Source organism: Sphingomonas sp. P3_C5 (assembly GCF_056402635.1).
In genome coordinates, this window is record NZ_JBFUHA010000001.1 from 835,019 (window position 1) to 859,783 (window position 24,765).

Here is a 24,765-nt window from a genome sequence, read left to right on the forward strand (position 1 = left end):
GAGGTGGCGGCGCGCACGCCGGCGTCAGTGCCGGAAGGGCAGATCGCGGCGCAGATAGACGATCGTGCGATAGTCATTTCGCGGCGCACTGAACACCGGGCGATAGTCCCGGGCGAGTGCAGCGCTGACAATCGCGAAGCTCTGGACATTCCACGCCGCGAGCGGGCGGCTTCCACTCACGATCACCGGCGGGCGTTTCGCGATGATGCGGCGCACTTCGCCCGCCGCATCAATGCCCGCCGCGCCCTGTTCGGGGGCATAAGCGAGCGTCGACGGGAAGGCATAGGCGGTCGGCAGGCAGGCATGAGCGAGATGATAGGTGATGGAATCGCCGATGAAGACATAGGGACATTCGCCGCCGCTGTTCGCCTCGACGACATGGGCGACTGCATAGGCGCCATCCGTATCGCTCGGCCGGATCACCGCTTCGATCACGAACACCAGCGCGCCCGCGCCGAGCGTCGCGCCCATCGCTCGCGGTACACGTCCGAAAGTCGGCGCCGCGGCGATCGCGAGCGGGGCGACGAGCGGCAGGGCATAATGGTCGAAATAGGTACCGAGTATGGCGAACCCCGCTGCCGCTGAGATCAGCCAGGCAAAGGCGAGCCTGGTCTCTTCGCTTCGCGGTCGCATGCGCCATGTCAGCACCGCGCAGATCGCGAGCGGCAGAAGCTGCGCGCTGATGCCAAGCAGCCGGCGCACGATCAGATCAGGTGGGTAGGCATAGCTGGATCGCACGAAGAAGGACGCGAAATTGGCGAACCAGAAGGCCTGGAACGCCGCTGGACCGTGCATTGCGTAAAGCGCGAGCGGGATGATCGTCGGTGCAAGGCCAAGCCCGATCCACAACGGCGCCGCACCCGCGATCACCGGCCAGCGCGCGTCCGCACGGCGCAGATACCAGAGATGCGCGAGACCGAAGAACGCGCCCTCAATTGCCGGCGTATATTTGGTCTGGATCGCCAGCCCCGCAAGCAGGCACACCGCCGCGCCATTCGCGATGATCGCGGCTATTGCCCGTCGCGCCGCCAGTTCGGGCAGGCGCAGCGTCAGCACGGCGGCCCCGGTCATGAACAGGTTGAAGAACACCGGCGACTGGCCTGCGCGCCCGCTCAGCAGCGGCAGCCAGATCAGATAGGCCGCCCCTGCCGCGAACGCAGCGAGCGGTGTCGCGCCGATCTTGCGCGCGGCGTGCTGCACCAGCCACGCGGTCGCCGCCGCGAACGGGAGTGCGACGACCTGATACGCGACAATGCCGTCACCAGGCAGCAGCCGGATCGCGGCGAAGATCGCGAACAGGCCGATCGGCTTGCGGTCCCAGATATCGACATAGGGCAGGGCGCCGTGCAGCATCCGATCGCCGGCCAGCAGATAATATTGCTCGTCGACATGGATGACCGGGTTGCCGAAATCCCAGGCCCGCAGCGCCAGCGCGACGAGCAGCAACGCGGCCCCGACGGTTGCGGGTGATCTCGGGGCAAGCCTGTCCATGTCGCGGCTGTAGCCGCCGATCAGGCGGTAAGTCGATCGACCTGCGCCTCGAGCAGCGCGCGCGCCTTTCGTGCGGAGAGGTTTTGCTCGACGCGCAGCCTCTGCCAGGTTTCGAAGCTCAGCAGCAGGTCGAGCGTCTCGAACCTGAGTTCATCCCCACTGATCTCCTCGGGCAGCAGCGATTTCAGCCGTGCCCGCATCATCGCGAGCGTGCGGGCATGCTCGGTCTGAATCGATGCCGATTCGTGGCGATGCGCATCCGCCGCACGCTTGAACGGCATCAGTTTCTCGTACGTCGATACGCGCCGCTCAAGCGTCTCGGCCAGTTGCCCGCGCCACTCAGGCGCGGTGAACGGCACCAGCCACATCTGATATTGGCGAGAGAGCCGCGCCGTCATCTCGGCATAAAGGCTCTCCATATCCTTGAAGTGCCTGAAGACGCTGCGCAGCCCGACTTCGGCACGCAGTGCGACCTGCTCGGCGCTCGGCGTGATCTGGCCCTCGGCGACGATCGCCAGCATCGCCTCGACGATTTTGTCGCGGCTGGTCTCGGATCGCCTTCTGCGTCCGTCGGTGGAACGCCGGTTCTGCTCGGTCACCTAGTTCCACCAATAAATATAGGTTTCTTTCGGGCGCGGCTTCGTGCCCAGCGGCCGGTCTATCGCGATCGGCGACTGGATCAAGCTCGGCCATGAGGGTTTGATGCTTTCGGCATCATGCTGCCTGAGCAAAGCGGTCAGCTGGGCGACGATGGCCGGCTGGCTCGCCGCCACGTCATGCTGCTCGGTCGGGTCGCTCGTCAGATTATAGAGCAGGGGCTTCTGCTGGAGTCCGGGTATCTTGCCAAGCACCTGCAGCTTCCAGTCGCCGTCCCGCACCACCTTATAACCGCCGCTCCGCCAGAACAGGATCTGGTGCGGCGTACCGCCCTGTTTGCCGGCGACGAAGGGCAGCAGATCGACCCCGTCGATCGCGCGGTCATGGGGCATCGGGACGCCGGCAGCCTTTCCGGCGGTGGCGAAGATGTCGAAATGGCTGACTGGCCCGCCCACCACTGTCGCCGGCTTGATCTGCGCCGGCCAGCGCATGAAGAACGGCACCTTCATCCCGCCCTCGAAAAAGGTCGCTTTCCAGCCGCGATAGGGACGGTTAATGTCGGGCAGGCCGATATAATGCGCGCCGCCATTGTCGCTGGTGAAGATCACCAGCGTATTATTGTCGAGCCCCTGCGCCTTGAGCTCCGCCGTCACCCGCCCGACACCGCGGTCGAGCGCGCGGATCATCGCTGCGTAGACGCGGGTGCGGTGGTCGGCGATCTGCGGCAGCGCGTCATAGTCCGCCTTCAGCGCCTGGAGCGGCGTGTGCGGCGCATTATAGGCGAGGTAGAGAAAGAAGGGCCGGTTGCGATTGGTCCTGATCGTCTCGACCGCCTGATCGGTCAGATAGTCGGTCATGTAGCGCGCCGGGCGGAAATTCGCGCTGCCGTTATACTGGACGCTGAACGGCAGGTTCGCCCAGATATATTTGTCGATCGGGTCGAAATCCTGCTTCGAATTTTCGACGTTCGGGTCGTTCTCGGGCAGGAACATCTGCCCGCCGATGATGAAGCCAAGACTCTCGTCGAAACCCTGCTGCTCCGGACGCATGCCCTTGGCGCCGCCGAGATGCCATTTGCCGAGATGCAGGGTGTGATAGCCCTTGCCGCGCAGCAATTCGGCGATGGTCAGCTCGCTTGCCGGCACGCCCTTGCTGTCGGACGGCGGATCGTTCGCTGCGGCGTCCTCGTCCAGGATCGTCTTGTGTTCCCAGTCGCCCGGAAAGCCGGCGATCGTGCGCGCGAAGCGGGTGTCGGTCGGCGTGAATTCGAAGCCGAACCGGGTCGGATACCGTCCGGTCATCAGCGCGGCGCGAGACGGCGCACAGGTGGCGTTGCCGGCATAGCCATCGGGAAAGCTCACCCCACCATGACCGATCGCATCGATATTCGGCGTCTTGAGCAAGCCGCCCGCGACCCCGCCGCCATTGAAGCTGATATCGTTGTAGCCGAGATCGTCAGCGACGATCAGGATGATATTGGGCGGGCGCTTGTCGGCCGGAACCACTGCCTGATCGGGGCCCTTTTGCCAGGCAACCGCGTGGTTCGGGTAGACATGCGGCCCAAGCCAGCCGGCGAGGTGCAGCAGCACATAATCCTTGGCGAGGAATCCCCCGACAAGGACGAGCGCAAGCGCGCCCAGCAGGATCTTGAGCCAGGTCTTCATGCGATCCTCTAGCGATACGCGCGAAGCGTGCGGCGGCCGGCGAACAGGATCGCGATCATCACCGCTTCAGCCGCCATCGGCTGGAATGCGGTCGGCGAGACGCCGTCCACTGCAAGGCTCACGAACCGCGCCGACAGGGCGATGGCGAGCAGGATCAGCGGCACCGCAAGCGGTTCCGGCCGGCCGCGCACTGCGCCGAGCAGTGCGAACACGCCGCCGGTCACGAAGAAGGCGGTGAAATCGGCGCGCATCGTCGCCAGACCCTGAATACCGACGGGTGAGAGGAAGAAGGCAGCGCCCAGTCGCACCGGGTCGATCAGGAAACTGAGTCCGATCGCAAGGTTGAACAGCCCCACCAGCAGGGTGAGGGCGCGCATCGCATTCCGCATGACCGCCGCTCCATGGGGATCCTTTTGCCGCACCCTAACAGCGCCGCCGGGCATTGCAACATTTCGGCATTGATAATGCCATTATCTCCGGGCATCATCGGGTCGCGGGAGGGGAAAGTTGCCCAGATATTGGAAATCCGGCCGCGTCGTCGTGGCGCTGAGCGCCCTGCTGTGCGTCCCCGCGCTCGCCTCGAATCCAGGCTCGGCCGAAAAGAAACGGCCCAATATCGTCATCCTGCTCGCTGACGATTGGGGCTATAGCGATGTCGGCAGTTTCGGCAGCGAGATCCACACCCCCAATATCGACGCGCTGGCCAGAGCGGGGGTGCGCTTCTCGGATTTCCATGTCGCCGGCACCTGCTCCCCCACCCGCGCAATGCTGCAGACTGGGATCAGCAACCACCGCGCCGGTCTCGGCAACATGCCCGAGACGATTCCGTCCGAGCATGTCGGCAAGCCCGGTTACGAGACTTTCCTCAACGGCCGCGTCGTGACGATGGCGAGCCTGTTCCGCGATGCCGGTTACCGTACCTATCTCACCGGAAAATGGCATCTCGGCAAAAGGCCGGGCACGATGCCGACCGCGCGCGGTTACGATCACGCCTTCTCGCTCGCCGACGCCGGCGCCGACAATTTCGAGCAGCGCCCGATCGAGGGGCTCTACGACAGCGCTGACTGGACGGAGGACGGCAAGCCGGCGACTCTGCCGAAGGATTATTACTCCTCGCGCTTCGTCATCGACAAGATGATCGATTATATCGAGCGCGGCCGGTCGAGCGGGAAACCCTTTTTCGCCTCGATCAATTTCCTCGCCAACCACATCCCGGTCCAGGCGCCGGACGATTATATCGCACGCTATCGCGCCGCCTATACCGGCGGCTGGGGGCGCATACGCCAGGCGCGGCGCGACCGGGCGATTGCGCTCGGCATTATACCGCCGGGCACGGCTATGGTCACGATGGGCACCACGCCTGACTGGAACGGGCTGAGCGTTGAAAAGCGTGCCGCCCAGGCCCGCGCCATGGCCGCTTATGGCGGAATGGCTGAGGCAGCCGATGCGCAGATCGGCCGTCTCATCGCGCACCTCAAGGCGACCGGTGATTATGACAACACGATCTTCGTCTTCCTGTCTGACAATGGCGCCGAGCCGATGGACCCGATGGCGAGGTGGTTCAGCCGGCTGAACAGCTGGGTGCATTACGACATGAGCCCCGCCTCGCAGGGCCGGCGCGGCTCGCTGACCTCGATCGGACCGGGCTGGGCAAGTGCCGCCTCCTCCCCCTTGCGCGGCTATAAATTCTCGGCCGGCGAGGGCGGGCTGCGGGTTCCGTTGATCGTCGCCTGGCCGGCCAACCCGACATTCCGGGCCGGCGCAATCGCCGGGCGGTTGGCCTATGTCACCGACATCGCACCGACCTTGCTCGCGCTCGCCAATGTGCCCGGGCAGGGCGGGCTTTATCGGGGCAAAGCGGTCGAGCTGATGACGGGGTCGAGCCTCGTGCCGATGCTCACCGGCGCAAGCGATAGCGTCCATCCCATCACGCAGCCGATCGGCTACGAACTCTCGGGCAACGCCGCCCTGTTCCGGGGCGATTACAAGCTGGTCAAGAATCTGCCGCCCACCGGGCATGGCGAATGGCACCTCTACGACATCGTCCGAGATCCCGGCGAGACCCGCGATCTCGCGGGCGCGATGCCGGGCCTGTTCCGTACGATGCAGGCCGACTACGCTGCCTTCGCCGCAAGGGACGGCGTGCTGCCGATGCCGGCCGGCTACACGGCGGCGCAGCAGATCAACGACACGGCGTTCAACAGCACGGTGAAGCCGAAGCTGTCCCGGGCGCTGGCCGGTTTGCTTGCGTTAGTGGCTATCCTGACCGGTGTGCGCTGGCGGCGGCGGCGCGGTCGGGTTCCAACATAACCGTCACCCCGGACTGGTTCCGGGGTCCACTGTTGTTCAAGCGCTGCGCTTTCAACGGTGCGCTGTACCAAGCCGCGGAGTGGATGCCGGAACAGGTCCGGCATGACGAAAAGAAGTCCTACCGCCGCACCAACCCCCGCTGCTCCATCCGCCATTTGAGCTGGTCGAAACGGTCCTGCCCGAAGAACGGCTCACCCTCGAAGACCATCAGCGGCACACCATAATGCCCGCCAAGGCGCTGCGCTTCCTGATTGGCCTTCACGATCGCGATAAAATGCGCCGGGTCCGCCGCAATCGCCGCGTCCATCTCGGCCAGGTCGAGCTCGGCACGCTTAGCGGCGCGGGCAAGATGGTCGCCGAGATGCCAGTCAGTCACCGCCCCGCCCCAGATCACCCGGCTCACTTCGTCGAGAAAGGCAAGGCCCCGTCCGCGCTCGGCCGCGGCGATGCCGAGATGGGTGAGGCGGCGGGCGAGGGGCTGCTCCCTCGGATAGCTGCGCTTGGCCGGATCCATCTCCACCGGGTCAGGCGAGGCCCAGCGGAACGGCAGCCCGACAAACTCGGCACTGCGCCCGATGTCGCGCATGAAATAGCGCAGCCAGAGCGGATCATTGTTCGCGAAGAAATCGGGCTGACGGATCGCGATCGGATAGACAGGCCGCACATTGGCGGCGACGTCATAGTCCCGTTCGAGCGCCACCAGCCGCGGCGTCACCAGATAGGAATAAGGCGAGCGGAACGACCAGTAGAGATCATAGCCGAGCGTCATCCGCCGAGCGCCTTGGTCCGGATATTGAGCTGTCCGGCGAGCCCGGCGACGCGGTGCTTCTCGATCGCCTGATAGGCGGGCGAGGACACCATCGTCATCATCGCCGCACGAGAGGGATATTCGGCAAGCGCGACCATGTCCCACAGCTCGTCGATCTCGCCGAGCATCAGCTCGGTCACGTCGCCGGCATAAAGCGATCGTCCACCGACCGAGGCGAGGCACCCCTGCACTGCCACACCATAGCGCCGATAGGCCTCGCGCCCGCTCAGCTCCGGCTCGGAGCCGTCGGCATATTCGGCACGCTCCTTGAACTTCAGCAGATTGATCATGACGAACGGCCCGTCCTCGGCGCCGCCGAAGAACGCGGTGATCTGGGCGGGCCCGGGAAAGACGGCGTTGGTGACATTCATCGTCGCTCTCCCGTCAGGCGCGGACGAAATCATGGATCAACGCGCACAGCTCCTCAGGCCTGTCCTCCTGAAGGAAATGGCCTGCATCGGCGAGGATGACATGCGGCTGCCCACGCGCGCCGGGGATGCGTTCGATGAACGCCTTCTCGCCGCCGCGGGTGATCGGGTCGCCATCGGAAAAGGCGGTCAGGACTGGTCTCTCGAACCGTCCGAGCACTGCCCAGGCGGCCTTGTTCTCAGCGACTGAGGCGTGGTCTGGCGTCACCGGCACCAGGGTCGGGAATTGCCGCGCCCCTTCCTTGTAGCTCTCATCGGGGAAGGGCGCGTCATAGGCGGCGATCTCGGCCGGCGTCAGATCGCGGATGACGCCGCCATTGACGATCGCGCCCGCCGGGAATTGCGGGACGTTCTGGCTGAAGGCGAGCCAGGCATTGAAGCCTTCCGAAAAACCCGTGCCAACCGGCAGGCCGGTATTGGCGACCACCAGCCGCGCGAAACGGTCGGGGAACGCTGCGGCCAGCCTCAGCCCGATCAGCCCGCCCCAGTCCTGGCAGAACAGGGTGATCTTGGTGAGATTGAGCGCCGTCAGCCAGTCCTTCATCCAGCGCACATGGCGTTCATAGCTATAGTCGCTCCGGGCCGCGGGCTTGTCGGATTTGCCGAACCCGATCAGGTCGGGCGCGATCACCCGGTGCCCCTTGGCAACCAGCGCGGGCACGAATTTGCGGTAGAGATAGGACCAGCTCGGCTCGCCATGCATCAGCAGGATCGGCGGCGCGCCTCGCGGCCCTTCGTCGATATAATGCAGTCTGAGGTCGGTCCCGTCCTCGTCGATGACGGTCAGATAATGCGGCGCGAAGGGATAATCGGCGAGCCCCGCGAACCGATCCTCGGGCGTCCTGAGCACCAGCATGTCACTCTCCCCCGGTCTTATATATTGGCAGTTGAAGTGCCATATCATGCCGGGTGGGTCAATGTCGGGGCTGCACGGCTTCCATGCTCACGAAGCGAACGCCGATATGGTCGGTGCCGAGCCCACGCTCCTGGAACTGGCGGGCAGCGGGGCGATAGCGCGCGCAATAATTGCCCGCGCACAGATAGGATCCGCCCTTGATGATATGGTCGCCCTCGGGCCCGCCGGGGTCGCTCGTCCATTCCCAGACATTGCCGATCATGTCGTAAAGGCCAAACGCGTTGGGCTTGAAGCAGCCCACGGGTGCGCGGCCCTTATACCCGTCAAGGCCGAGGTCGCGGACCGGGAACACGCCCTGATAATAATTCGCCTGCGGGCGCCCCTCGCCATCGAGCGGCTCGGGCAGCGCCTTTTGCCCGGCACGCGCGGCATATTCCCATTGCGCCTCGGTCGGCAGCGTCTTGCCGGCCCAGCGCGCATAGGCCTCGGCATCCTCATAGGCGATCTGGACCACCGGCTCGCGGTCGCGCCCGGCGATCGATTCCTTCGGGCCCGAAGGATGTTGCCACTCGGCCCCGACCACCCAGCGCCACCAGCGCGGATCGTCATGCGTCGGCACGGTGAACACGGCTGATCCCGGCACCAGCATCTCGGGCGGAGCACCCGCCAGCTTGGGCGGCGACCGTTCCGCCATCGTCCGATAACCGGTCGCCTTCACGAAACTGGCGAATTCGGCGTTGGTCAGCTCATGCGAATCGATCCAGAAAGGATCGACCTTCACGACATGTGGCGGCCCTTCCTCGGGATAATGCGGGTCGTCGCCCATAACGAAGCTGCCGCCAGCGATATGGACCATCGGCGCACTGGCGAGATTGGCACAGGCGGCGGAAGGAGCGGCGCTCTTGTCCTTGCAACCCGAGGTGGCAATCAGGGCGAGCGCGAGAGTCAGGGTGCAGCGCTTCACCGGGGCTCCTGCTTCTCGCCGACGACCCGCGACAGGTCGCTTGAATAGCTTGGTGGGCTCGCCGGGATTCGAACCCGGGACCTACAGATTAAAAGTCCGTTGCTCTACCGACTGAGCTACGAGCCCGACCAAGGCACGCGCGTTACGAGCGGCATGGGCGGCGGTCAACCGCGTGAATGCGTGCCGCGAGCTGGCGGACGCTCAGTCCGCTCACCGGATCACGCCAGCGCGGCACCAGTGTCTCGAGTGGGTCGAGCACGAACCGGCGTGATCTGAAGGCCGGGTGCGGTATTGTCAGCACAGCGCCGACATGCACGCCGCCCGACCACAGGATGATATCGAGATCGATCACGCGAGCGCCCCAGCGGCGGCCGGCGCGGCGGCCGAAAGCGCGCTCCAGGGCTTTCAATCGGGCAAGCAAGGCGATCGGCGATTCGGCCGATTCGAGGATCGCCACTGCATTGGCATAGCGTCGAGAAGACGGGCCGAGCGGCGCTGTGGCGAAGATCCGCGATGCCGCGATGACCTCCCCCAGCGCTGCGATCGCTGCGCGCACCTCCGCTTCGGGCGGCCCATGGCGGCCCGGCCGGTTCGATCCAATCGCGATGGCGTATCTTGCTGCTGGCATCAGGACGTGCGTTAGCGTGGTCCGATGTTTGCCCCAAGCCCGATCCCCGATACCGAGCCATCTCGCGATTGCCCGCTCTGCCCGCGCCTTGCAGCACTTCGAAGCGAGGTGCGGATCGAGCACCCCGAATGGTGGAACGCACCGGTCCCCGCTTTTGGCGATCCTGAAGCCTGGCTCGGCGTGATCGGCCTCGCGCCGGGCAAGCACGGCGCCAACCGCACCGGCCGGCCCTTTACCGGAGATGGCTCGGGCAGTTTGCTGTTCCGGGCGCTCGGCAAATGTGGGCTGGCGACCGGCGCTTTCGAGGGCCGCGTCGATGATTCGCTGCGGCTTGAAGGCGTGATGATCGTCAACGCGGTCAAATGCCTGCCGCCGCTGAACAAGCCGGCGCCCGAGGAAATCCGCACCTGCCGAACCATCGTCGAGCGCCAGATAGAAGCGCTGCCCAACGCCCGGGTGTTCGTCGCGCTTGGCCAGATCGCGCATCAATCGGCGGTGAAGATGCTCGGCGGCAGGCTGCCGAAATGCCGGTTTGCGCATCTCGCCGAGCACCGCATGCCCGATGGCCGCATCCTGATCGATAGCTATCACTGCTCGCGCTACAACCAGAATACCGGCCGGCTGACCGACGAAATGTTCGATGCGGTCTTTGCGCGGGCGCTCGAACTGCGTTGAACTGGCTCGTTTTTACCGGTTGATGATGCTATAAAGTTCGCTCACCGAGGAGCACATCACCATGCGTATCGTTGCAATTCTTGCCTTGGCGGTGATTGCCGCAGCACCGGTACCCAAAGCGGGCCCTGCGCCCGAGACACCCAAAGGGGAGCCTGCGGCCGAGGCAAAGCCGGTCTGTCAGAGCGCCGAGGTGTCCGTTGCCGATGATCAGGTGCCGGGCCCGACCGCACATCCGCTCACGGCCGAGCCGCCGGCGAAGCTCATCCTCGGCGTGCTCCGGACCGTCGATGGCTGCAGCCGGCCAGTCGTGGTCCGCGAGGATGTCGGCGCGCCGCGTCGTTGATTCAATCCAGCGGAAATATGGTGCAGGCAGCCATTCGACGGGCTCGATAATCGCGCCCGTCGCTCGTGCTTTTTCCGCTCTTTCGCAGTGTCGATGAGATAAATTGACCGGCTGGCTGTTTCGGCCCGGACGCTGGCTGTTACCTGGCTGTTCCGTTGGCTGTTATGGCTGTTTTGCTGGCTGTTACCTGGCTGTTACCTGGCTGTTATTCAATAACAGCCAGACCCTCAGCAAGTCTTTGAAACAGAACGGGAAAATCTGGCGAAAATTCCAACATAACAGCCAGAAAAAAATTTCGGCGAATAACAGCCAGCTTTTTGCGGTCAGATGCGGAGAATCTCCGTGATGTCCATCGCCCAGGGCAGCGCCGAACCGCACCAGATCTGCCGGACCGGTGGCAGTGCGGCGCGCTGCTTCAACGCGCCGACGCGGAGCGAATAGGTCGGCGGGTTTTCCGGTGCCGCCGCATAGACCGGAGATCCGCACAGAGGGCAGAAGGCATGGGCCCGTTTCGTGCCACTGTCGGCGGTCTTGATATAGACGGTCGGCGGCCCGCCGCTCAGGACAAAGCTGGCGGCAGGTACCCGCGCCGACACCCGATAGGCCGATCCGGTCAGCGTCTGGCAGTCAGTGCAATGGCAGATGCCGACAGTTTCGGGATCGACCTCGGCCTCGTACCGGATATTGCCGCAATGGCAGGCGCCTTCGACCTTCATGCCCTGACCTCCGTTCAGATATCCCCGACCAGCCGTACAGATGGGCCGGCGATCCAGAAAAAGCCGAAGGTGGCGCGGTGACGCTTGCCCGGTAAAGATCGTCGATCAACGCGCCCGGTATGTGTCGTCAAACTGTCCTTCAGCTCTGTCCACCCATCCAGGCGGGTCTCTCTGCAAGCTGGTCCCGGAACAGGTGAAAGCGGCTCACATCATCAACCGACCAGACTCCCCATGGGAGTTCGGTGTCCACTTCGACAATCTCGCGATTCACGTCGTCGCGGCCATGTGAAACAATCTCGCAAGCGATCCAGGCCGGCTGGGGATAAGAGGATTTGCTGTCCAAATTATCCGAAGAAACGACCGGCAGCTTTTCGACAAAGACCCACTCCTTGCCGAAGCGATCGGTCAAACGGCATTCGACAAAGCCCGGATTATCGTCGCTATACCATCGAACGATAGAGGCTCTGATGAGCATCAGATATCCTCCACAAGCCGCCCATAAAGCTCCGGCCGACGATCGCGAAAGAAACCGAAGGCGGCGCGGTGGCGCTTCACCCGGTCGAGATCGAGCGTCGCCACCAGCACGCCGGTTTCGTCAGCGCCGAACTCAGCGATCAGGTCGCCGCGCTCGTCAGTGATGAAGCTGTGCCCGTAAAAATGCTGGCCATGCTCAGTACCGATCCGGTTGGCCGCGACCACCGGCACGACGTTCGACACGGCATGACCGATCATCGCGCGGCGCCACAGGCGGGAGGTATCGAGATCGGCATCATGCGGCTCGCTGCCGATCGCGGTCGGGTAGAACAGGATCTCCGCGCCCATCAGCATCATCGCGCGCGCCGTTTCGGGATACCATTGGTCCCAGCACACGCCCACGCCGAGCGTCGCTGATGGCCCGGGCCATACCTTGAAGCCGGTATTGCCGGGGCGGAAGTAGAATTTCTCCTCATAGCCCGGGCCGTCCGGGATATGGCTCTTGCGATAGACGCCCATCACGCCGCCATCGGGGCCGATCATCGCCAGGCTGTTATAGTGATGCGGCCCATCGGATTCGAAGAAGCTGGTCGGGATATAGACGCCGAGCTCGGCCGCGAGCTTCCGCATCGCCAGCACCGCCTGATGCTCGCCGACCGGCTTGGCGTTGGCGAACAGGCCCTCGTCCTCGACCCGGCAGAAATATTCGCCCTCGAACAATTCGGGCGGCAGGATCACCTGAGCGCCCTTGGCCGCGGCCTCGCGTACGAGGTCTGAGACATGCGCGATGTTCGCGGCCATGTCGTTGGAGAAGGCGAGCTGGAGCGCGGCGACAGTGAGTTCGGTCATGCGCGGCCCCTTAGCGGTTTTCGCAGCGGAACGGCACCCCTCAGGCGGGAATCTGCTGGCTGATGCAATGGAAGCTGCCGCCACCGGTCAGGATCGCATCGGCATGAAGGCCGACCGCCACCCGGTCCGGAAACAGAGCCTGGATTGCAGCGACTGCCGCCGCATCATTGGCGGCGCCATATTGCGGCACGACCACAGCTGCGTTGCCGATGTAGAAGTTCATATAGCTGGCCGGGATGATCTCCCCGTCGCGCAGCACCCGCCCGGGCGAAGGAAGGCTTACGATCTCTACATCATGCCCGGCGGCGTCGCGCGCTGCCTGGAGATAGACCTGGCCGTTCGGATCATCCTCGGCGGGCACAGGGATCGCCAGCCGCCCCGGCGCCACGAACCGCGCGAGATTGTCGACATGGCCGTCGGTATGATCGTGCATCAGACCCTCGCCGAGCCAGATCACCCTGGTATAGCCAAGATCCGCCGCCAACCGCGCCTCGATATCGGCGCGCGACAGGCTGGAGTTGCGATTGGGGTTGAGCAGGCACTGCTCGGTGGTGACGACCAGCCCTGTGCCGTCGCCATCGATCGCCCCGCCCTCGAGGATCCAGTCGCGCGCCTCGTCCGCGATTCCGCGCCGCGCCGCCAGCCGATGGCCGATACTGTCGTCGCCGGGCAGATCATATTTGCCGCCCCAGCCGTTGAACCGGAAATCGCGCGCGCGGCCATCACCGGCGATGATCGCGGCTGTGTCCCGCAGCCAAATATCGCCGAACGGCTCGGTCACGATCTCGGCACTATCGCCAGCCATGGCCCGTGCGGCGTTTGCCGCCTCCTCATCCGCGGCAACGAGCAGCACGCGCTCGCCCCGGCCGCCGGCGTGAACCGCGCGCGCGAACGCCACCACCTCGGCACGCGCCGGTTCGAGATCATCCTCCCACAGTTCGGGATGACTCGGAAAGCCGATCCACACCGCCTCGTGCGGCGCCCATTCGGGTGCCGGTGTAATGTTGGTCACTTGGTTTCAGCTCTGCTCTTGTCGCGGATCGCCCGGAATTCGGCGGTCGGATACCAGTTCGGCCAGGCCTTGCCATCGGCAAGCTCGCGCCCGAGCCGGTAATATAGGGTCAGGTCCTGGACCGCGCCGGACCAGTCCCAGGTCGCGACATATTCGTCCTGCGGCTTGTGGTAGCGGTGCTCGATATAGTCGACCGTCGCGGCATGGCCGGCCGCTTCGCCGCCCTTGACCAGATCCTCTCCAGATCCGGCATCAAGCATCGGCACGCCGAGCTTGGCGAAGCTGAAATGGTCGGAGCGGAAATAGCCGCCGCGTTCCGGGTTGGGCTCGGGCTTGATCACCCGGCCCTGGGCCTTGACCAGCGGCACGATCAGATCCTCCAGCTCGGATTTGCCCGCGCCGGTGATCACGAAGTCCCGGGCCGGGCCGACGATATTCAGCCCGTCCATGTTCACCCCGCCGACGGTCCGGCCGAGCGGATAGATCGGGTGTTCGGCATAGTAACGCGAGCCGAGCAGCCCCGATTCCTCCGCCGTCACGGCCATGAACGCCATCGTCCTTTTGGCCGGCCCGGCCTTGGCCTGCGCCTCGGCCAGCGCCACCAGCCCGGCGACACCGCTCGCATTGTCGAGCGCGCCGTTGCAGATATCGTCGCCATTCACCGGCGTGCAGTGGCCGAGATGGTCCCAATGGGCTGTGTAGAGGACGGTGTCGTCGGGCGCCGACGTTCCCGGCAATATCCCGATCACGTTCTTCGACGCCTGGCGCCGAATCGTGTTGCTGAAGGAAACCGAGGCCTTCAGGCCGAGCGGAACCGCCTTGAAGCCCTTCTGCTTCGCCGCCTCAGCCAGCGCGCCGAAATCCTTGCCGGCACTGGCGAACAGCTCTTTCGCCTTGTCTAGCTGCATCCAGCCGACCGCCTGGGACTGGTCCATATGGTCGCCAGCCGCGTCGAGCTCGAGCTGCGGCCCGCTCCACGACGATTGCACCACGCCCCAGCCATAAGCGGCAGGCTCGGTATCATGGACGATGATCGCGGCGGCTGCGCCCTGCCGCGCTGCCTCCTCGAACTTGTAGGTCCAGCGGCCATAATAGGTCATCGCCCGGCCCTCGAAGAGTCCGTCACGGCCCGTCATCTGCCAGTCCGGATCGTTGACGAGGATAACCACCGTCTTCCCCTTCACGTCGAGCCCGGCATAGTCGTTCCAGCCCCGCTCGGGTGCGTTGATGCCATAGCCGACGAACACGACGTCGCTGTCCTTGATCGCGATGCCCGGCGTCACGCGGTAGGTCGCGATCACCATATCCTTGCGATAGTCGAGGCTGACGGGCGCGGTGCCGCCGGTGAAGGTCAGCGGCGTCACGTCCTGCGCCGCGATCTCGACCAGGGGCACGTCCTGGAACCATTTGCCATGGTTGCCCGGCTTCAGCCCGGCAGCCTTGAAGCGCTCGACGATATAGGCAGTCGCCTTGTCTTCGGCGGGCGTCGTCGGCTTGCGGCCCTCGAAGCTGTCGGACGAAAGGGTCTTCGTCACATCCTTGAGCGTCTGGACGCGGATGTCGGGCGAATCAGGCGCCGCAGCGACAAGGGCGATCGCGGCGGGCAGCAGGAAAAGGGCGCGCATCGGGACTCCTGGAATGGATTGAACGCTTCGGGTTCTGGCAGCCCGTCCGGGCGGGTGCAAGTCGCTCGCGATCAAGCCATTTCGGTTCGACAACATCGTTGCCCTCAATCGCGATAGCGCTACATTGAAGGACGTAACTGTTTGAAATCGGGGTGGGCAATTGAATATTCGAATATGGGTGGCGCTCCTCGCCACGACGGCGGGCCTCGCTGCCCAGCCAGTGGCCGGCGCGACGAGCGAAGCGGCGGCCCGTTTTGGCGCCCGGGAGGAGGTGCAACAGATCAGCCTGTCACCCGACGGTCGCACCATCGCCTTCCTCCAACCATCGGGCGCACGGGGAACGGCTCTTTTCGTCGTCAGCGTCGATGGGGGTACGCCCAAGGCGATCACACGCTCGGACGGCGAGCCGGATCAATTGCGATATTGCCGGTGGTCCACCAACACGAGGCTGGTGTGCGGCGTCTACGCGGTAGCGCAAAGCGGCGAGGGGTTGCTCGGGATCACCCGGCTCTTCTCGATGGATTCAGACGGCAAGAACCTGAAGATGCTCAGCGCCGCCGATTCATCGCGAGCGCTGGGCCTGGCCCTTGGTGGAGGCGATGTAATCGACTGGCTCGGCGACGAGGCGGGGGGATCGGTGCTGATGGCCCGCACCTATGTTCCCGAACGCACCACAGGCACGCATCTCGCCAGCGAAGAGGAGGGATATGGGGTCGATCGGGTCGATACCGCCAGCCTGAAGCGTTCGACGGTCGAAGGTCCGAAACGCGATGCCGAGGAATATATCTCCGACGGCCATGGTGTCGTGCGGATCATGGGCCTTCAACCGAGCGACACTACGGGGTATGACAAGGACAAGATCAACTACTTTTACCGTAAATTGGGCAGCCGCAGCTGGCTTCCGCTGGGGTCGCTCAAGCTGACAGGGGGACAGACGGAGGGCTTTAACCCAGTCGCCGTCGATCGCGACCGTAATGTCGTCTACGGCTTCGATGCGGCAGGCGGGCACACCGCGCTTTACGCGATCGCGCTGGACGGCAGCGCCAAGCGCGATCTTGTGCTTGCCCGGCCTGATGTCGACATAGATTCGCTCATCCGGATCGGCCGTAGCGCGCGCGTCATCGGCGCAAGCTTCGCTACGGAGCGGCGCCAGATCGAGTTCTTCGATCCCGAGCTCAAGAAACTCGCCGCGTCGCTCTCACGGGCTCTTCCCAACTTGCCTCTGGTCGCATTTGTCGATGCGAGCGCTGACGAAACCAAGCTGTTATTGTTCGCTGGCAGCGACGTTGACCCCGGGCGCTATTATCTCCTCGACAAGGCGACCAAACAGATGGCGGAAGTGCTTCCGGTGCGGCCGCAACTTCTCCAAACGCAGCTCGCGACCGTCAAGGCCATCACCTACAGCGCCGCTGACGGGACGCAGATTCCCGGATATCTGACCCTCCCGCCGGGAAGCGATGGCAAGAACCTGCCAACCATTGTGATGCCACATGGCGGCCCCGGAGACCGCGATGAATGGGGTTTCGACTGGCTTGCACAATTCTTCGCTAACCGTGGTTATGCGGTGCTGCAGCCGAATTACCGCGGTTCGACCGGCTATGGCTCGAGCTGGTTCCGGCAGAATGGCTTCAAATCATGGAGAGTAGCGATCGGCGACGTCAACGACGGCGGGCGCTGGCTGGCGAAACAGGGAATCGCCGACCCGAACAAGCTCGCCATCCTCGGCTGGTCCTATGGGGGATATGCCGCGCTACAGTCAGCCGTGCTTGATCCCAATTTGTTCAAGGCAATCGTGGCGGTTGCGCCGGTCACGGATCTCGAAACATTGCGCAATGAGTCGCTGAACTTTTCGAACCACATTCTCGTAGATGCCTATATTGGCCATGGCCCGCAGGTTCGGGAAGGCTCTCCGGCACAGAATGTCGACCGGATCACTGCGCCCGTACTGATGTTCCACGGCGATCGTGATCGTACCGTGGGCATCGGGGAATCGCGCATGATGGCATCGCGTTTGAAGAGCGCGGGAAAGCGGGTCGAGCTCGTCGAGTTCCACAATCTGGATCATCAAATTCAGGACAGTATTGTCCGCGCCGAGATGCTCGACAAGATGGATGCGTTCCTGCGGGCATCCATGGGCATGACCGCCAAATGAAAAGGGCGGCCTCTTGCGAGGCCGCCCCTTTCTTGATTGCGAGACTGCTGCCGGATCAGCGCGAGTAGAACTCGACGACCAGGTTCGGCTCCATCTTCACCGGATAGGGCACTTCGTCGAGCGTCGGAACGCGCGTGAAGGTCACCTTGGCGTTGCCGTCGGGTGCGACATAATCGGGGATGTCGCGCTCGGCGAGGCTCTGCGCCTCCATCACCAGCGCCATTTCCTTGGCCTTGGTGCCCAGCGTGATTTCCATGCCCGGGAACACGCGACGCGACGCGATGTTGCACTTCACGCCATTGACGTAGATGTGGCCATGGCTGACGAGCTGGCGTGCCGCCCAGACGGTCGGCGCGAACTTGGCGCGATAGACGATCATGTCCAGACGCTGCTCGAGCAGGCCGATCAGGTTCTGGCCGGTGTCACCCTTCATGCGGGCGGCTTCGGTATAGCATGCCCGGAACTGCTTCTCGGTCACGTCGCCATAATAGCCCTTGAGCTTCTGCTTGGCGCGCAGCTGGATACCGAAGTCGGAGACCTTGCCCTTGCGGCGCTGGCCGTGCTGGCCGGGGCCATATTCGCGCTTGTTCACCGGGGACTTGGGACGACCCCAGATGTTCTCGCCCATACGGCGATCGAGCTTGTACTTGGCGCTGGAGCGCTTCGACATGTGATATTCCTTGCAAGTGCCAACAACGAGACCGGCGCCGGACGGCGTCGATCGCTTCCCGGTCATCGCTCTGTAGATCTGTCGAGGATCTGGGCAGGGCCACCGCTTCACCGGGGTGCGGGGCCTTTTGCGAAGGCGCGCGGTTAGCCGGGTGTCCTGCGCGAGTCAAGCAAACGTCTCAGGTGCGGGGCCGTTTCCCGGCAAGCGCGCTCAGAATTCCGCGAAACGTGCGCACTTCCTGTTCGGACCATCCCGGCTTGGTCAGCAATGTCCGCAAGGTCCGCCGGACGGTCGGCTCGCGGTCCGGCAGATGGAAATAGCCGGTCTGCTCGAGCATCCCGCTCAGCTGGGCGAGCATGCCTTCCAGATGCTCCTGCGGGGCAGGGGGATCGAGCTCGGTCTCGGGTGGTGAGGCCAGGCTCATCCCCTTGGACCATTCATAGGCGACGAGAATGACCGCCTGGGCAAGGTTCAGCGAACCGAATTCCGGGTTGATAGGCACGGTGATGATCGTGCGCGCCACGGCTACATCGTCGGTTTCCAATCCCGAGCGCTCGGGCCCGAACAGGATCGCCGATCGCCCGGGTGCGGCGTGGATTGCGCGCCCCGCCGCCTCGGGCGTGATAACTGGCTTGGTGACTCCGCGCTTGCGCACCGTGGTCGCATAGACATGGGCACAGTCACCGACTGCCTCGGCGACACTGCCGAACACCCGTGCCTGTTCGAGCACGATATCCGCGCCGCTCGCGGCCGGGCCCGCGGAAGGGTTGGGCCAGCCGTCGCGCGGCGTGACGAGCCGCATTTCGGTGAGCCCGAAATTGAGCATCGCCCGCGCCGCCTTGCCGATATTCTCGCCGAGCTGGGGGCGGACCAGGACAATGACGGGGGGTGACGCGAGGGGAACCGGCCGTTCGCTCACCCCTTGCCCACCTCGTTCACATTGCCGGCGAATTCTTCGAAATCGCGTGCCTCGCGGAAGTCCTTATAGACGCTCGCAAACCGAATGTACGCGACTGAATCGAGGCCCTTGAGCCCCTCCATCACCATCTCGCCGATCCGCTTTGCGGGCACTTCATTCTCGCCCTGGGTCTCGAGCTGGCGCTGGATCCCCGAAACCAGCTTTTCCAGCCGCACCGGATCGATCGGCCGTTTGCGCGCCGCGATCGAGACCGAGCGGAGCAGCTTCTCGCGATCGAAGGGCTCGCGCTTCTCCTCGCTTTTCAGCACGTAAAGCTCACGCAACTGGATGCGTTCGAAGGTGGTGAAGCGTGCCGCGCACCCTTCGCATTGCCGCCGCCGCCGAATCGCTGCCCCGTCATCGGTCGGGCGGCTGTCTTTTACCTGACTGTCTTCATGTCCGCAAAAAGGGCAGCGCAAGCGATCAGTCCTCCGTCAGCTTCTTGTAGGCGGCCACGCCCGCGCCCACCACGGCGCCGCCGACTAGGCCGACGAACGGCACCGGGATCGAGATCAGGGCGCCGATCGCCGCGCCCTTGGCCATGCTGGTGCCGAGGTCGCTTTTCACGGCGGTGACGGCGCTCTGTGCCGCATCCTCGACGAATACGCGGGCGGCGCGGAGCTCGTCGGCGAGCGCGTCGGGAATCGGCCGCTCCGGTGCCGTTGCGGCGGTCATCGACGTACCGCAGCGAGGGCAGAAAAGAGCACCCTTGGGAGCGCTGGCATCACAGGCTGGACACTTCATTGCATCAGACTCCTTCAGGGTAGATGGGGAAACGCGCGCACAAGGCGAGCACGCGTTCGCGCACCGCCGCTTCGACCTGGCCGTCACCGGCCTCGCCATTCTTGCGCAAGCCATCGAGCACATCGGCGACCATATTGCCAATTTCCCGGAACTCGGCCGGGCCGAAGCCCCGCGTCGTCCCGGCGGGCGAGCCGACCCGTATGCCGCTGGTCTTGGTCGGCGGCAGCGGATCATTGGGGATGCCGTTCTTGTTGCAGGTAATGCCGGCGCGCTCCAGCGCCTCATCCGCGTCCTTGCCGGTCACGCCGAGCGGCGACAGGTCGATCAGCGCGAGATGCGTGTCGGTGCCGCCCGAGACCACTTCAGCGCCGCGCTCCTTCAATGTCGCGGCGAGGATCTTCGCATTCTCCACGACTGCGGCGATATAGCTCTTATATTCCGGCTGCAGCGCCTCGCCGAAGGCGACTGCCTTGGCGGCGATCACGTGCATCAATGGCCCGCCCTGAAGGCCCGGGAAGACCGCCGAGTTGATCTTCTTGGCGATCGCCTCGTTGTTGGTCAGCACCATGCCACCGCGCGGACCGCGCAAAGTCTTGTGGGTCGTGGTCGTCACGACATCGGCGAACGGCAGCGGCGAAGGGTGCAGGCCGCCCGCCACAATCCCGGCGAAATGCGCCATGTCGACCATGAACAAAGCCCCGACCTCGTCTGCGATCGCGCGGAACTTCGCGAAATCGATCTGGCGCGGATAGGCCGAGCCGCCGGTGATGATCAGCTTGGGCTTGTGCTCGCGCGCAAGCCTGGCGACCTCGTCGAAATCGATCAGATGCGTGACCGGATCGACGCCGTACTGGACTGCGTTGAACCATTTGCCCGACATCGCGGCCTTGGCGCCGTGAGTCAGATGCCCGCCGGCATCGAGGCTCAGCCCCATGATCGTATCGCCCGGCCTGGTCAGCGCGAGCATCACCGCGCCGTTCGCCTGCGCGCCCGAGTGCGGCTGGACATTGGCAAAGCCGCAATCGAACAATTGCTTCGCCCGGTCGATGGCGAGTTGCTCGACCTCGTCCGAAGGCTCGCAGCCCTGATAATAGCGCTTGCCCGGATAGCCTTCCGCATATTTGTTGGTGAAGACGGATCCTTGCGCCTGCAATACTGCCTTAGAGACGATATTCTCGCTGGCGATCAGCTCGATCTGGGTCTGCTCGCGCTTCAGCTCATGGGTGACGCCGCCGAACACGGCCGGATCGGCCTCGGCAAGGCCGCGGGTGAAGAAGCCGTCAGGCTGGACGTCGTTCAGGGTGCGGGGGTTGGTGCTCATGCGGGTTCCTTCGCGAAGCTGGGGGCGCCGAGCTTGTCGACGCGGGGGGCGTGGCGGCCACCGGCGAAATCGGTGGCCAGGAAAGCGGTGATACAGGCCTTGGCCATGTCCTCGCCGGTCAGGCGGGCGCCCATGGCGAGGATATTGGCGTCGTTATGCTCGCGGGCGAGTGCGGCGGATAGCGGCTCGCCGACCAGCGCACAGCGTGCGGCGGGGTGGCGGTTGACCGCGATCGAAATGCCGATGCCCGAACCGCACAGAGCAATGCCGCGCTCGGCCTCGCCCGCCGCGACCGCCTCGGCAAGCGCAAAGCCGTAATCGGGATAATCGACCCTTGCGTCCGAATGCGGGCCGAGATCGCGCACCTCATGGCCCTCATCGCTCAGCCATGCGGACAGCAAGTCCTTCAGCGCGAAGGCGGCATGGTCGGAAGCGATGGCGATGCGCATTGGGCTGCGCTCCTTCTCGGCGAAAGCGGATGCGGCGGCCTTTACGCAAAGCGCGCACCGAACGCCACCGGGCTGGTGTGCTCTTGTCGAAAAAGAGTCACAGAAACATGAATCAGGGAGCTCGACGGAGCCGAAGCCACCCCCGTGAGCGGGCGATTTTCGTAAAGCGCGCGCTGACCGGAATACGGGCGCCGTCCGCCAATAGGAGCAGCCAGCGGCGCCCGTCGCGCTCGGCACCGGCGACGTCCCGCGCCGCGACCCAGGCGCCGCGATGGACTTGCGCACCGTCGAAACTGGCGACTTCCTTGAGCGCGTCGCCGAACCGGTGGAGGACCAGCACGCTCCGCCCGCCCGCCAGATGCAGCCGGCAATAATGATCCTCCGCCTCGATCGCCTGCAGCGCAGCCGGATCGGTGATCCCGGCACGCGCAAGCAGGCCATCCGGCACGATGACGGGCGGGGTGGTAACCGCGGGGACGGGCGCCGCTCGCCTGCGGACGCCCGCAATGACCAGCACGAGGAACACGACCATGCTGATCGCGAGCGCCTCGACCCAGGTCTGCGCCAGGCCAGGCGAATCGTCGATGCCGAAGAGGCGAAGGCTGAGCGCGATCTCGAACGGCAGCGGCAGGTTGAGAACCACCGCCCCGATCGCGCTCGCGCGCGGCCAGTCAGTGGGGCGGCGCACAAGCAGCGCGAACCAGATCTGCCACTTCAGAATATTCCAGCCGAGCAGCACGCCCCAGAATCCCGCGCGCATCGCCAGCGGCATTTGCCCGGTGCCGAAAGCGCCGACGATGATCATCAGCATCGCGGCGGCAAAGCCGGCAACGGGCAGGATCGGGAAGCCCGGCAGGGCGGCGACGCGATTCGCGAACTTTCGAGCGCGCTTCGCGAAACCCGTGTTGCCGGAAGCGCGCGGCATGACGGAAGCCGGATGCGGGGAAGCGGGGCGCAGGACGGGCATGGCGCGAAGCTGCCACCACGACGGCCCCCACGCAATGACACAAAGGAGCTGACACGTGACGAGACACTTTTGGACCCGGACCGCCGCGCTGATCATCACGATGACGCCGCTATCCGGCGCGGTGGCGCAGGTGGCTGATCCCGCCACGCTCGAGGCCCAGCGCGCGGCTATCGCGAAGCTCAGCTGGATGGACGGCACCTGGCGCGGCCCCGCCGCGACGATGACGCCCACCGGCGAGCACAAGGTAACCCAGACCGAGCGGATCGGTACCATGCTCGGCGGCACCATCCGGGTGATGGAAGGCAAGGGCTTCAATCCGGACGGTACGACCGGCTTCAATGCCTTTGGTATCCTGTCCTATGATCCCGCGACCAACGCCTATGCGCTGCATTCCTATGCGCAAGGCCGTGCCGGCGATTTCAAGCTGGCGCCGACGGCGGACGGCTATGTCTGGGAGATACCGGCCGGGCCGATGACGATCCGCTACACCGCGACGTTCAATGGAACGGCCTGGCACGAGGTCGGCGATCGGATCGTCCCCGGCCAGCCACCGCAGCGCTTCTTCGACATGATGCTGACGCGCGTCGGCGACAGTGCATGGCCGGGCGCCGGCGGGATGGCACCTAAATAAAGGTGACCATTCGGTTTGGGTGCGCGGGATTGCCGTGCACCCCCGGAGCGCGCTAGCTTCGGCACCATGACGGATTCATCCTCGGCCACTTCCGGCGCTCTTGCGTCCGATCCGCGTGCGCGCCTCGTCGCGGCGCTGGTCGGTACCGGGGATGAGGACCGCTCGGCATTCCGTGATCTCTATGCGCTCACCTCGGCGAAGCTTTTTGGCATCTGCTACCGTATCTGCGGTGAAAGGCAGGCTGCTGAAGATGTGTTGCACGACGTGTATCTGACGATCTGGAAACGGGCCGGCGCCTATGAGCCGCACCGGGCGAGCCCGATCACCTGGCTCGCGACGATTGCCCGCAACCGGTCGATCGACTGGCGCCGCGCCCAGGCCGTGCGCCGTTCGAGCCCGATCGAGGACGCCCCGCCGATTCTCGATGAGGCTCCGCTGGCCAGCGAAACGATGCTGGCGGACGAGGCATCGCACCTGCTGCACGGCTGCCTCGACGGGCTGGAAGAAAACCAGCGCGCAGCGATCCGCACCGCCTTTTTCGATGGCGTCACCTATGCGGAGCTCGCCGAACGGCAGAATGTGCCGCTCGGCACGATGAAAAGCTGGGTCCGTCGTGGCCTTGCCAAGCTCAAGGCCTGCCTTGAGGGATGAGTGACGAAATTGCCCTCGATGATGACATCCCCGACATGGCCGCGGCCGAACTCGCGCTCGGCTTGCTTGAGGGGGAGGAGCGGGCGCACGCACTTCGCCGCATGCTGGCCGAGCATGGCTTCGCGCAGGACGTTGAACGCTGGCGCGCACATCTCGCGCAGCTGTTCGATCTTTGGCCTGCTATGGATGCGCCGTCCGGCGTACTCGGGCGGGTCGAGCGGACGATCGACGGCGCGGATGCAGTGCCGGCGGCACCGCCGGTAGCGGCGAAACGCAGCCTTTTCTGGCCAGTGGCGGCGGGGCTGTCGAGCGTCGCCGCCGCTGCGATGCTGGTGGTGATCGTCATGCGCCCGGTGCCGGTGCCCGGCCCCGCGCAGCAACCGGTGCCAGTCGCCGTAGCGCGCGCACCGGTGCTGGTCGCGTCGATCGACAGAGGCAAGGCCGGCGCGCCGGTGACAGCGCTTTACGACCCCAACTCGGCTGCCCTGCGGCTGACGGCGGCCACGCTCGCCGATGCCGACCGCAGCGCGGAGCTCTGGGTGATCGCCGGCGACGGTGTGCCGCATTCGCTTGGGCTGCTGAAGACATCGGGCGCCTCGTACTTCACCGTGGGCGGCGCCAATCGCGCCCGCCTTGCCGCGGGTGCCACCCTTGCCGTTTCGATCGAGCCGGTCGGCGGGTCTCCGACAGGTCTGCCAACCGGGCCGGTTGTCGCAAAGGGCGTGCTCTCCCGGGTCTGACCCGTCGTGACTCTGCTTCGTGCTGCGTCTTTACCGAGGGCG

Annotated in this window: 28 protein-coding genes and 1 tRNA gene; 7 read left to right on the forward strand and 22 right to left on the reverse strand. The window is 64.9% G+C overall.

Going from position 1 to position 24,765, the window contains the following annotated elements; all coding sequences use genetic code 11:
• Positions 1-24 precede the first annotated feature (24 nt).
• The 4 genes from AC1DVS_RS04010 to AC1DVS_RS04025 are packed head-to-tail and all read right to left on the reverse strand — an operon-like array spanning position 25 to position 4,141.
• On the reverse strand, positions 25-1,491 hold the full coding sequence (locus AC1DVS_RS04010) for a hypothetical protein (protein ID WP_478020448.1): 1,467 nt from the start codon (positions 1,489-1,491) through the stop codon (positions 25-27).
• Between the two features lie 20 nt (positions 1,492-1,511).
• Complete coding sequence (locus AC1DVS_RS04015) at positions 1,512-2,090, reverse strand: TetR/AcrR family transcriptional regulator (protein WP_478020449.1); 579 nt, start codon at positions 2,088-2,090, stop codon at positions 1,512-1,514.
• On the reverse strand, positions 2,091-3,752 hold the full coding sequence (locus AC1DVS_RS04020; RefSeq protein ID WP_478020451.1) for a sulfatase-like hydrolase/transferase: 1,662 nt from the start codon (positions 3,750-3,752) through the stop codon (positions 2,091-2,093).
• 8 nt (positions 3,753-3,760) lie between these two features.
• Positions 3,761-4,141, reverse strand: a complete 381-nt coding sequence (locus AC1DVS_RS04025; RefSeq protein WP_478020452.1) for a hypothetical protein — start codon at positions 4,139-4,141, stop codon at positions 3,761-3,763.
• A gap of 118 nt (positions 4,142-4,259) precedes the next feature.
• On the opposite strand from AC1DVS_RS04025, the gene AC1DVS_RS04030 reads away from it, so the two are divergent.
• Positions 4,260-6,062 (forward strand): arylsulfatase, encoded by a 1,803-nt coding sequence (locus AC1DVS_RS04030; protein WP_478020454.1) that lies wholly within the window; start codon positions 4,260-4,262, stop codon positions 6,060-6,062.
• Positions 6,063-6,180: 118 nt separating this feature from the next.
• Here the strand turns inward: AC1DVS_RS04030 and AC1DVS_RS04035 are convergent, their stop codons facing one another.
• From AC1DVS_RS04035 to folK, 6 genes are all read right to left on the reverse strand, one after another.
• Positions 6,181-6,831: a DsbA family protein gene (locus AC1DVS_RS04035; protein WP_478020456.1), complete on the reverse strand. Its 651-nt coding sequence runs from the start codon at positions 6,829-6,831 to the stop codon at positions 6,181-6,183.
• Positions 6,828-7,241 (reverse strand): DUF1330 domain-containing protein, encoded by a 414-nt coding sequence (locus AC1DVS_RS04040; protein ID WP_478020458.1) that lies wholly within the window; start codon positions 7,239-7,241, stop codon positions 6,828-6,830. Before AC1DVS_RS04040 ends, AC1DVS_RS04035 begins: the two co-directional genes overlap by 4 nt.
• 13 nt (positions 7,242-7,254) lie before the next feature.
• Positions 7,255-8,154, reverse strand: coding sequence for a haloalkane dehalogenase (locus tag AC1DVS_RS04045; RefSeq protein WP_478020460.1), 900 nt, complete (start codon positions 8,152-8,154; stop codon positions 7,255-7,257).
• A gap of 58 nt (positions 8,155-8,212) precedes the next feature.
• A complete protein-coding gene (locus AC1DVS_RS04050; RefSeq protein ID WP_478020462.1) occupies positions 8,213-9,118 on the reverse strand; it encodes a formylglycine-generating enzyme family protein in 906 nt (301 codons plus the stop codon).
• Positions 9,119-9,168: 50 nt separating this feature from the next.
• Positions 9,169-9,244, reverse strand: a tRNA-Lys gene (locus AC1DVS_RS04055).
• Between the two features lie 16 nt (positions 9,245-9,260).
• Entirely contained in the window at positions 9,261-9,746 is a 486-nt protein-coding gene (folK, locus tag AC1DVS_RS04060; RefSeq protein WP_478020464.1) for a 2-amino-4-hydroxy-6-hydroxymethyldihydropteridine diphosphokinase, read from the reverse strand.
• Positions 9,747-9,770: 24 nt separating this feature from the next.
• On the opposite strand from folK, the gene AC1DVS_RS04065 reads away from it, so the two are divergent.
• Positions 9,771-10,421: a uracil-DNA glycosylase gene (locus tag AC1DVS_RS04065; RefSeq protein ID WP_478020466.1), complete on the forward strand. Its 651-nt coding sequence runs from the start codon at positions 9,771-9,773 to the stop codon at positions 10,419-10,421.
• Positions 10,422-10,482: 61 nt separating this feature from the next.
• Entirely contained in the window at positions 10,483-10,764 is a 282-nt protein-coding gene (locus AC1DVS_RS04070) for a hypothetical protein (protein ID WP_478020467.1), read from the forward strand.
• 323 nt (positions 10,765-11,087) lie between these two features.
• Here AC1DVS_RS04070 and AC1DVS_RS04075 read toward each other — a convergent pair whose 3' ends face one another.
• The 5 genes from AC1DVS_RS04075 to AC1DVS_RS04095 form a co-directional block, all read right to left on the reverse strand.
• Entirely contained in the window at positions 11,088-11,480 is a 393-nt protein-coding gene (locus AC1DVS_RS04075; protein WP_478020469.1) for a GFA family protein, read from the reverse strand.
• A gap of 139 nt (positions 11,481-11,619) precedes the next feature.
• Positions 11,620-11,955 (reverse strand): hypothetical protein, encoded by a 336-nt coding sequence (locus tag AC1DVS_RS04080; protein ID WP_478020470.1) that lies wholly within the window; start codon positions 11,953-11,955, stop codon positions 11,620-11,622.
• Positions 11,955-12,803 carry an N-carbamoylputrescine amidase gene (gene aguB, locus AC1DVS_RS04085; protein WP_478020472.1) on the reverse strand — a complete coding sequence of 283 codons (849 nt, stop codon included), beginning with the start codon at positions 12,801-12,803 and terminating at the stop codon, positions 11,955-11,957. The genes AC1DVS_RS04080 and aguB overlap by 1 nt, the downstream gene beginning before the upstream one ends.
• A gap of 40 nt (positions 12,804-12,843) precedes the next feature.
• The gene (locus tag AC1DVS_RS04090; RefSeq protein ID WP_478020474.1) at positions 12,844-13,815 is read right to left on the reverse strand and encodes an agmatine deiminase family protein; all 972 of its coding nucleotides are present in this window, start codon (positions 13,813-13,815) and stop codon (positions 12,844-12,846) included.
• On the reverse strand, positions 13,812-15,440 hold the full coding sequence (locus AC1DVS_RS04095; protein ID WP_478020476.1) for a M28 family metallopeptidase: 1,629 nt from the start codon (positions 15,438-15,440) through the stop codon (positions 13,812-13,814). The genes AC1DVS_RS04090 and AC1DVS_RS04095 overlap by 4 nt, the downstream gene beginning before the upstream one ends.
• Before the next feature lie 178 nt (positions 15,441-15,618).
• On the opposite strand from AC1DVS_RS04095, the gene AC1DVS_RS04100 reads away from it, so the two are divergent.
• Positions 15,619-17,592 carry a S9 family peptidase gene (locus tag AC1DVS_RS04100; protein WP_478020478.1) on the forward strand — a complete coding sequence of 658 codons (1,974 nt, stop codon included), beginning with the start codon at positions 15,619-15,621 and terminating at the stop codon, positions 17,590-17,592.
• 55 nt (positions 17,593-17,647) lie between these two features.
• On the opposite strand, the gene rpsD is transcribed toward AC1DVS_RS04100, so the two are convergent.
• The 7 genes from rpsD to AC1DVS_RS04135 all read right to left on the reverse strand — a co-directional run bounded on the left by rpsD (position 17,648) and on the right by AC1DVS_RS04135 (position 22,701).
• Entirely contained in the window at positions 17,648-18,262 is a 615-nt protein-coding gene (gene rpsD / locus AC1DVS_RS04105) for a 30S ribosomal protein S4 (RefSeq protein WP_478020480.1), read from the reverse strand.
• Positions 18,263-18,440: 178 nt separating this feature from the next.
• Complete coding sequence (locus AC1DVS_RS04110; RefSeq protein WP_478020482.1) at positions 18,441-19,181, reverse strand: RNA methyltransferase; 741 nt, start codon at positions 19,179-19,181, stop codon at positions 18,441-18,443.
• Complete coding sequence (gene nrdR / locus AC1DVS_RS04115; protein WP_478020484.1) at positions 19,178-19,639, reverse strand: transcriptional regulator NrdR; 462 nt, start codon at positions 19,637-19,639, stop codon at positions 19,178-19,180. Before nrdR ends, AC1DVS_RS04110 begins: the two co-directional genes overlap by 4 nt.
• Positions 19,640-19,643: 4 nt before the next feature.
• A complete protein-coding gene (locus tag AC1DVS_RS04120) occupies positions 19,644-19,964 on the reverse strand; it encodes a PIN domain-containing protein (RefSeq protein ID WP_478020485.1) in 321 nt (106 codons plus the stop codon).
• Between the two features lie 4 nt (positions 19,965-19,968).
• On the reverse strand, positions 19,969-21,285 hold the full coding sequence (gene glyA / locus AC1DVS_RS04125; RefSeq protein ID WP_478020486.1) for a serine hydroxymethyltransferase: 1,317 nt from the start codon (positions 21,283-21,285) through the stop codon (positions 19,969-19,971).
• Positions 21,282-21,734: a ribose 5-phosphate isomerase B gene (gene rpiB, locus AC1DVS_RS04130; RefSeq protein ID WP_478020488.1), complete on the reverse strand. Its 453-nt coding sequence runs from the start codon at positions 21,732-21,734 to the stop codon at positions 21,282-21,284. Before rpiB ends, glyA begins: the two co-directional genes overlap by 4 nt.
• A 112-nt stretch (positions 21,735-21,846) precedes the next feature.
• The gene (locus AC1DVS_RS04135; RefSeq protein WP_478020490.1) at positions 21,847-22,701 is read right to left on the reverse strand and encodes a LytTR family DNA-binding domain-containing protein; all 855 of its coding nucleotides are present in this window, start codon (positions 22,699-22,701) and stop codon (positions 21,847-21,849) included.
• A 55-nt stretch (positions 22,702-22,756) separates the two neighbouring features.
• Here AC1DVS_RS04135 and AC1DVS_RS04140 point away from each other — a divergent pair, with 55 nt between their 5' ends.
• From AC1DVS_RS04140 to AC1DVS_RS04150, 3 genes are all read left to right on the forward strand, one after another.
• Complete coding sequence (locus AC1DVS_RS04140; RefSeq protein WP_478020492.1) at positions 22,757-23,332, forward strand: DUF1579 domain-containing protein; 576 nt, start codon at positions 22,757-22,759, stop codon at positions 23,330-23,332.
• A gap of 66 nt (positions 23,333-23,398) precedes the next feature.
• Positions 23,399-23,983, forward strand: a complete 585-nt coding sequence (locus AC1DVS_RS04145; protein ID WP_478020494.1) for a sigma-70 family RNA polymerase sigma factor — start codon at positions 23,399-23,401, stop codon at positions 23,981-23,983.
• A complete protein-coding gene (locus AC1DVS_RS04150) occupies positions 23,980-24,723 on the forward strand; it encodes an anti-sigma factor (RefSeq protein ID WP_478020496.1) in 744 nt (247 codons plus the stop codon). Before AC1DVS_RS04145 ends, AC1DVS_RS04150 begins: the two co-directional genes overlap by 4 nt.
• Positions 24,724-24,765: the final 42 nt, after the last annotated feature.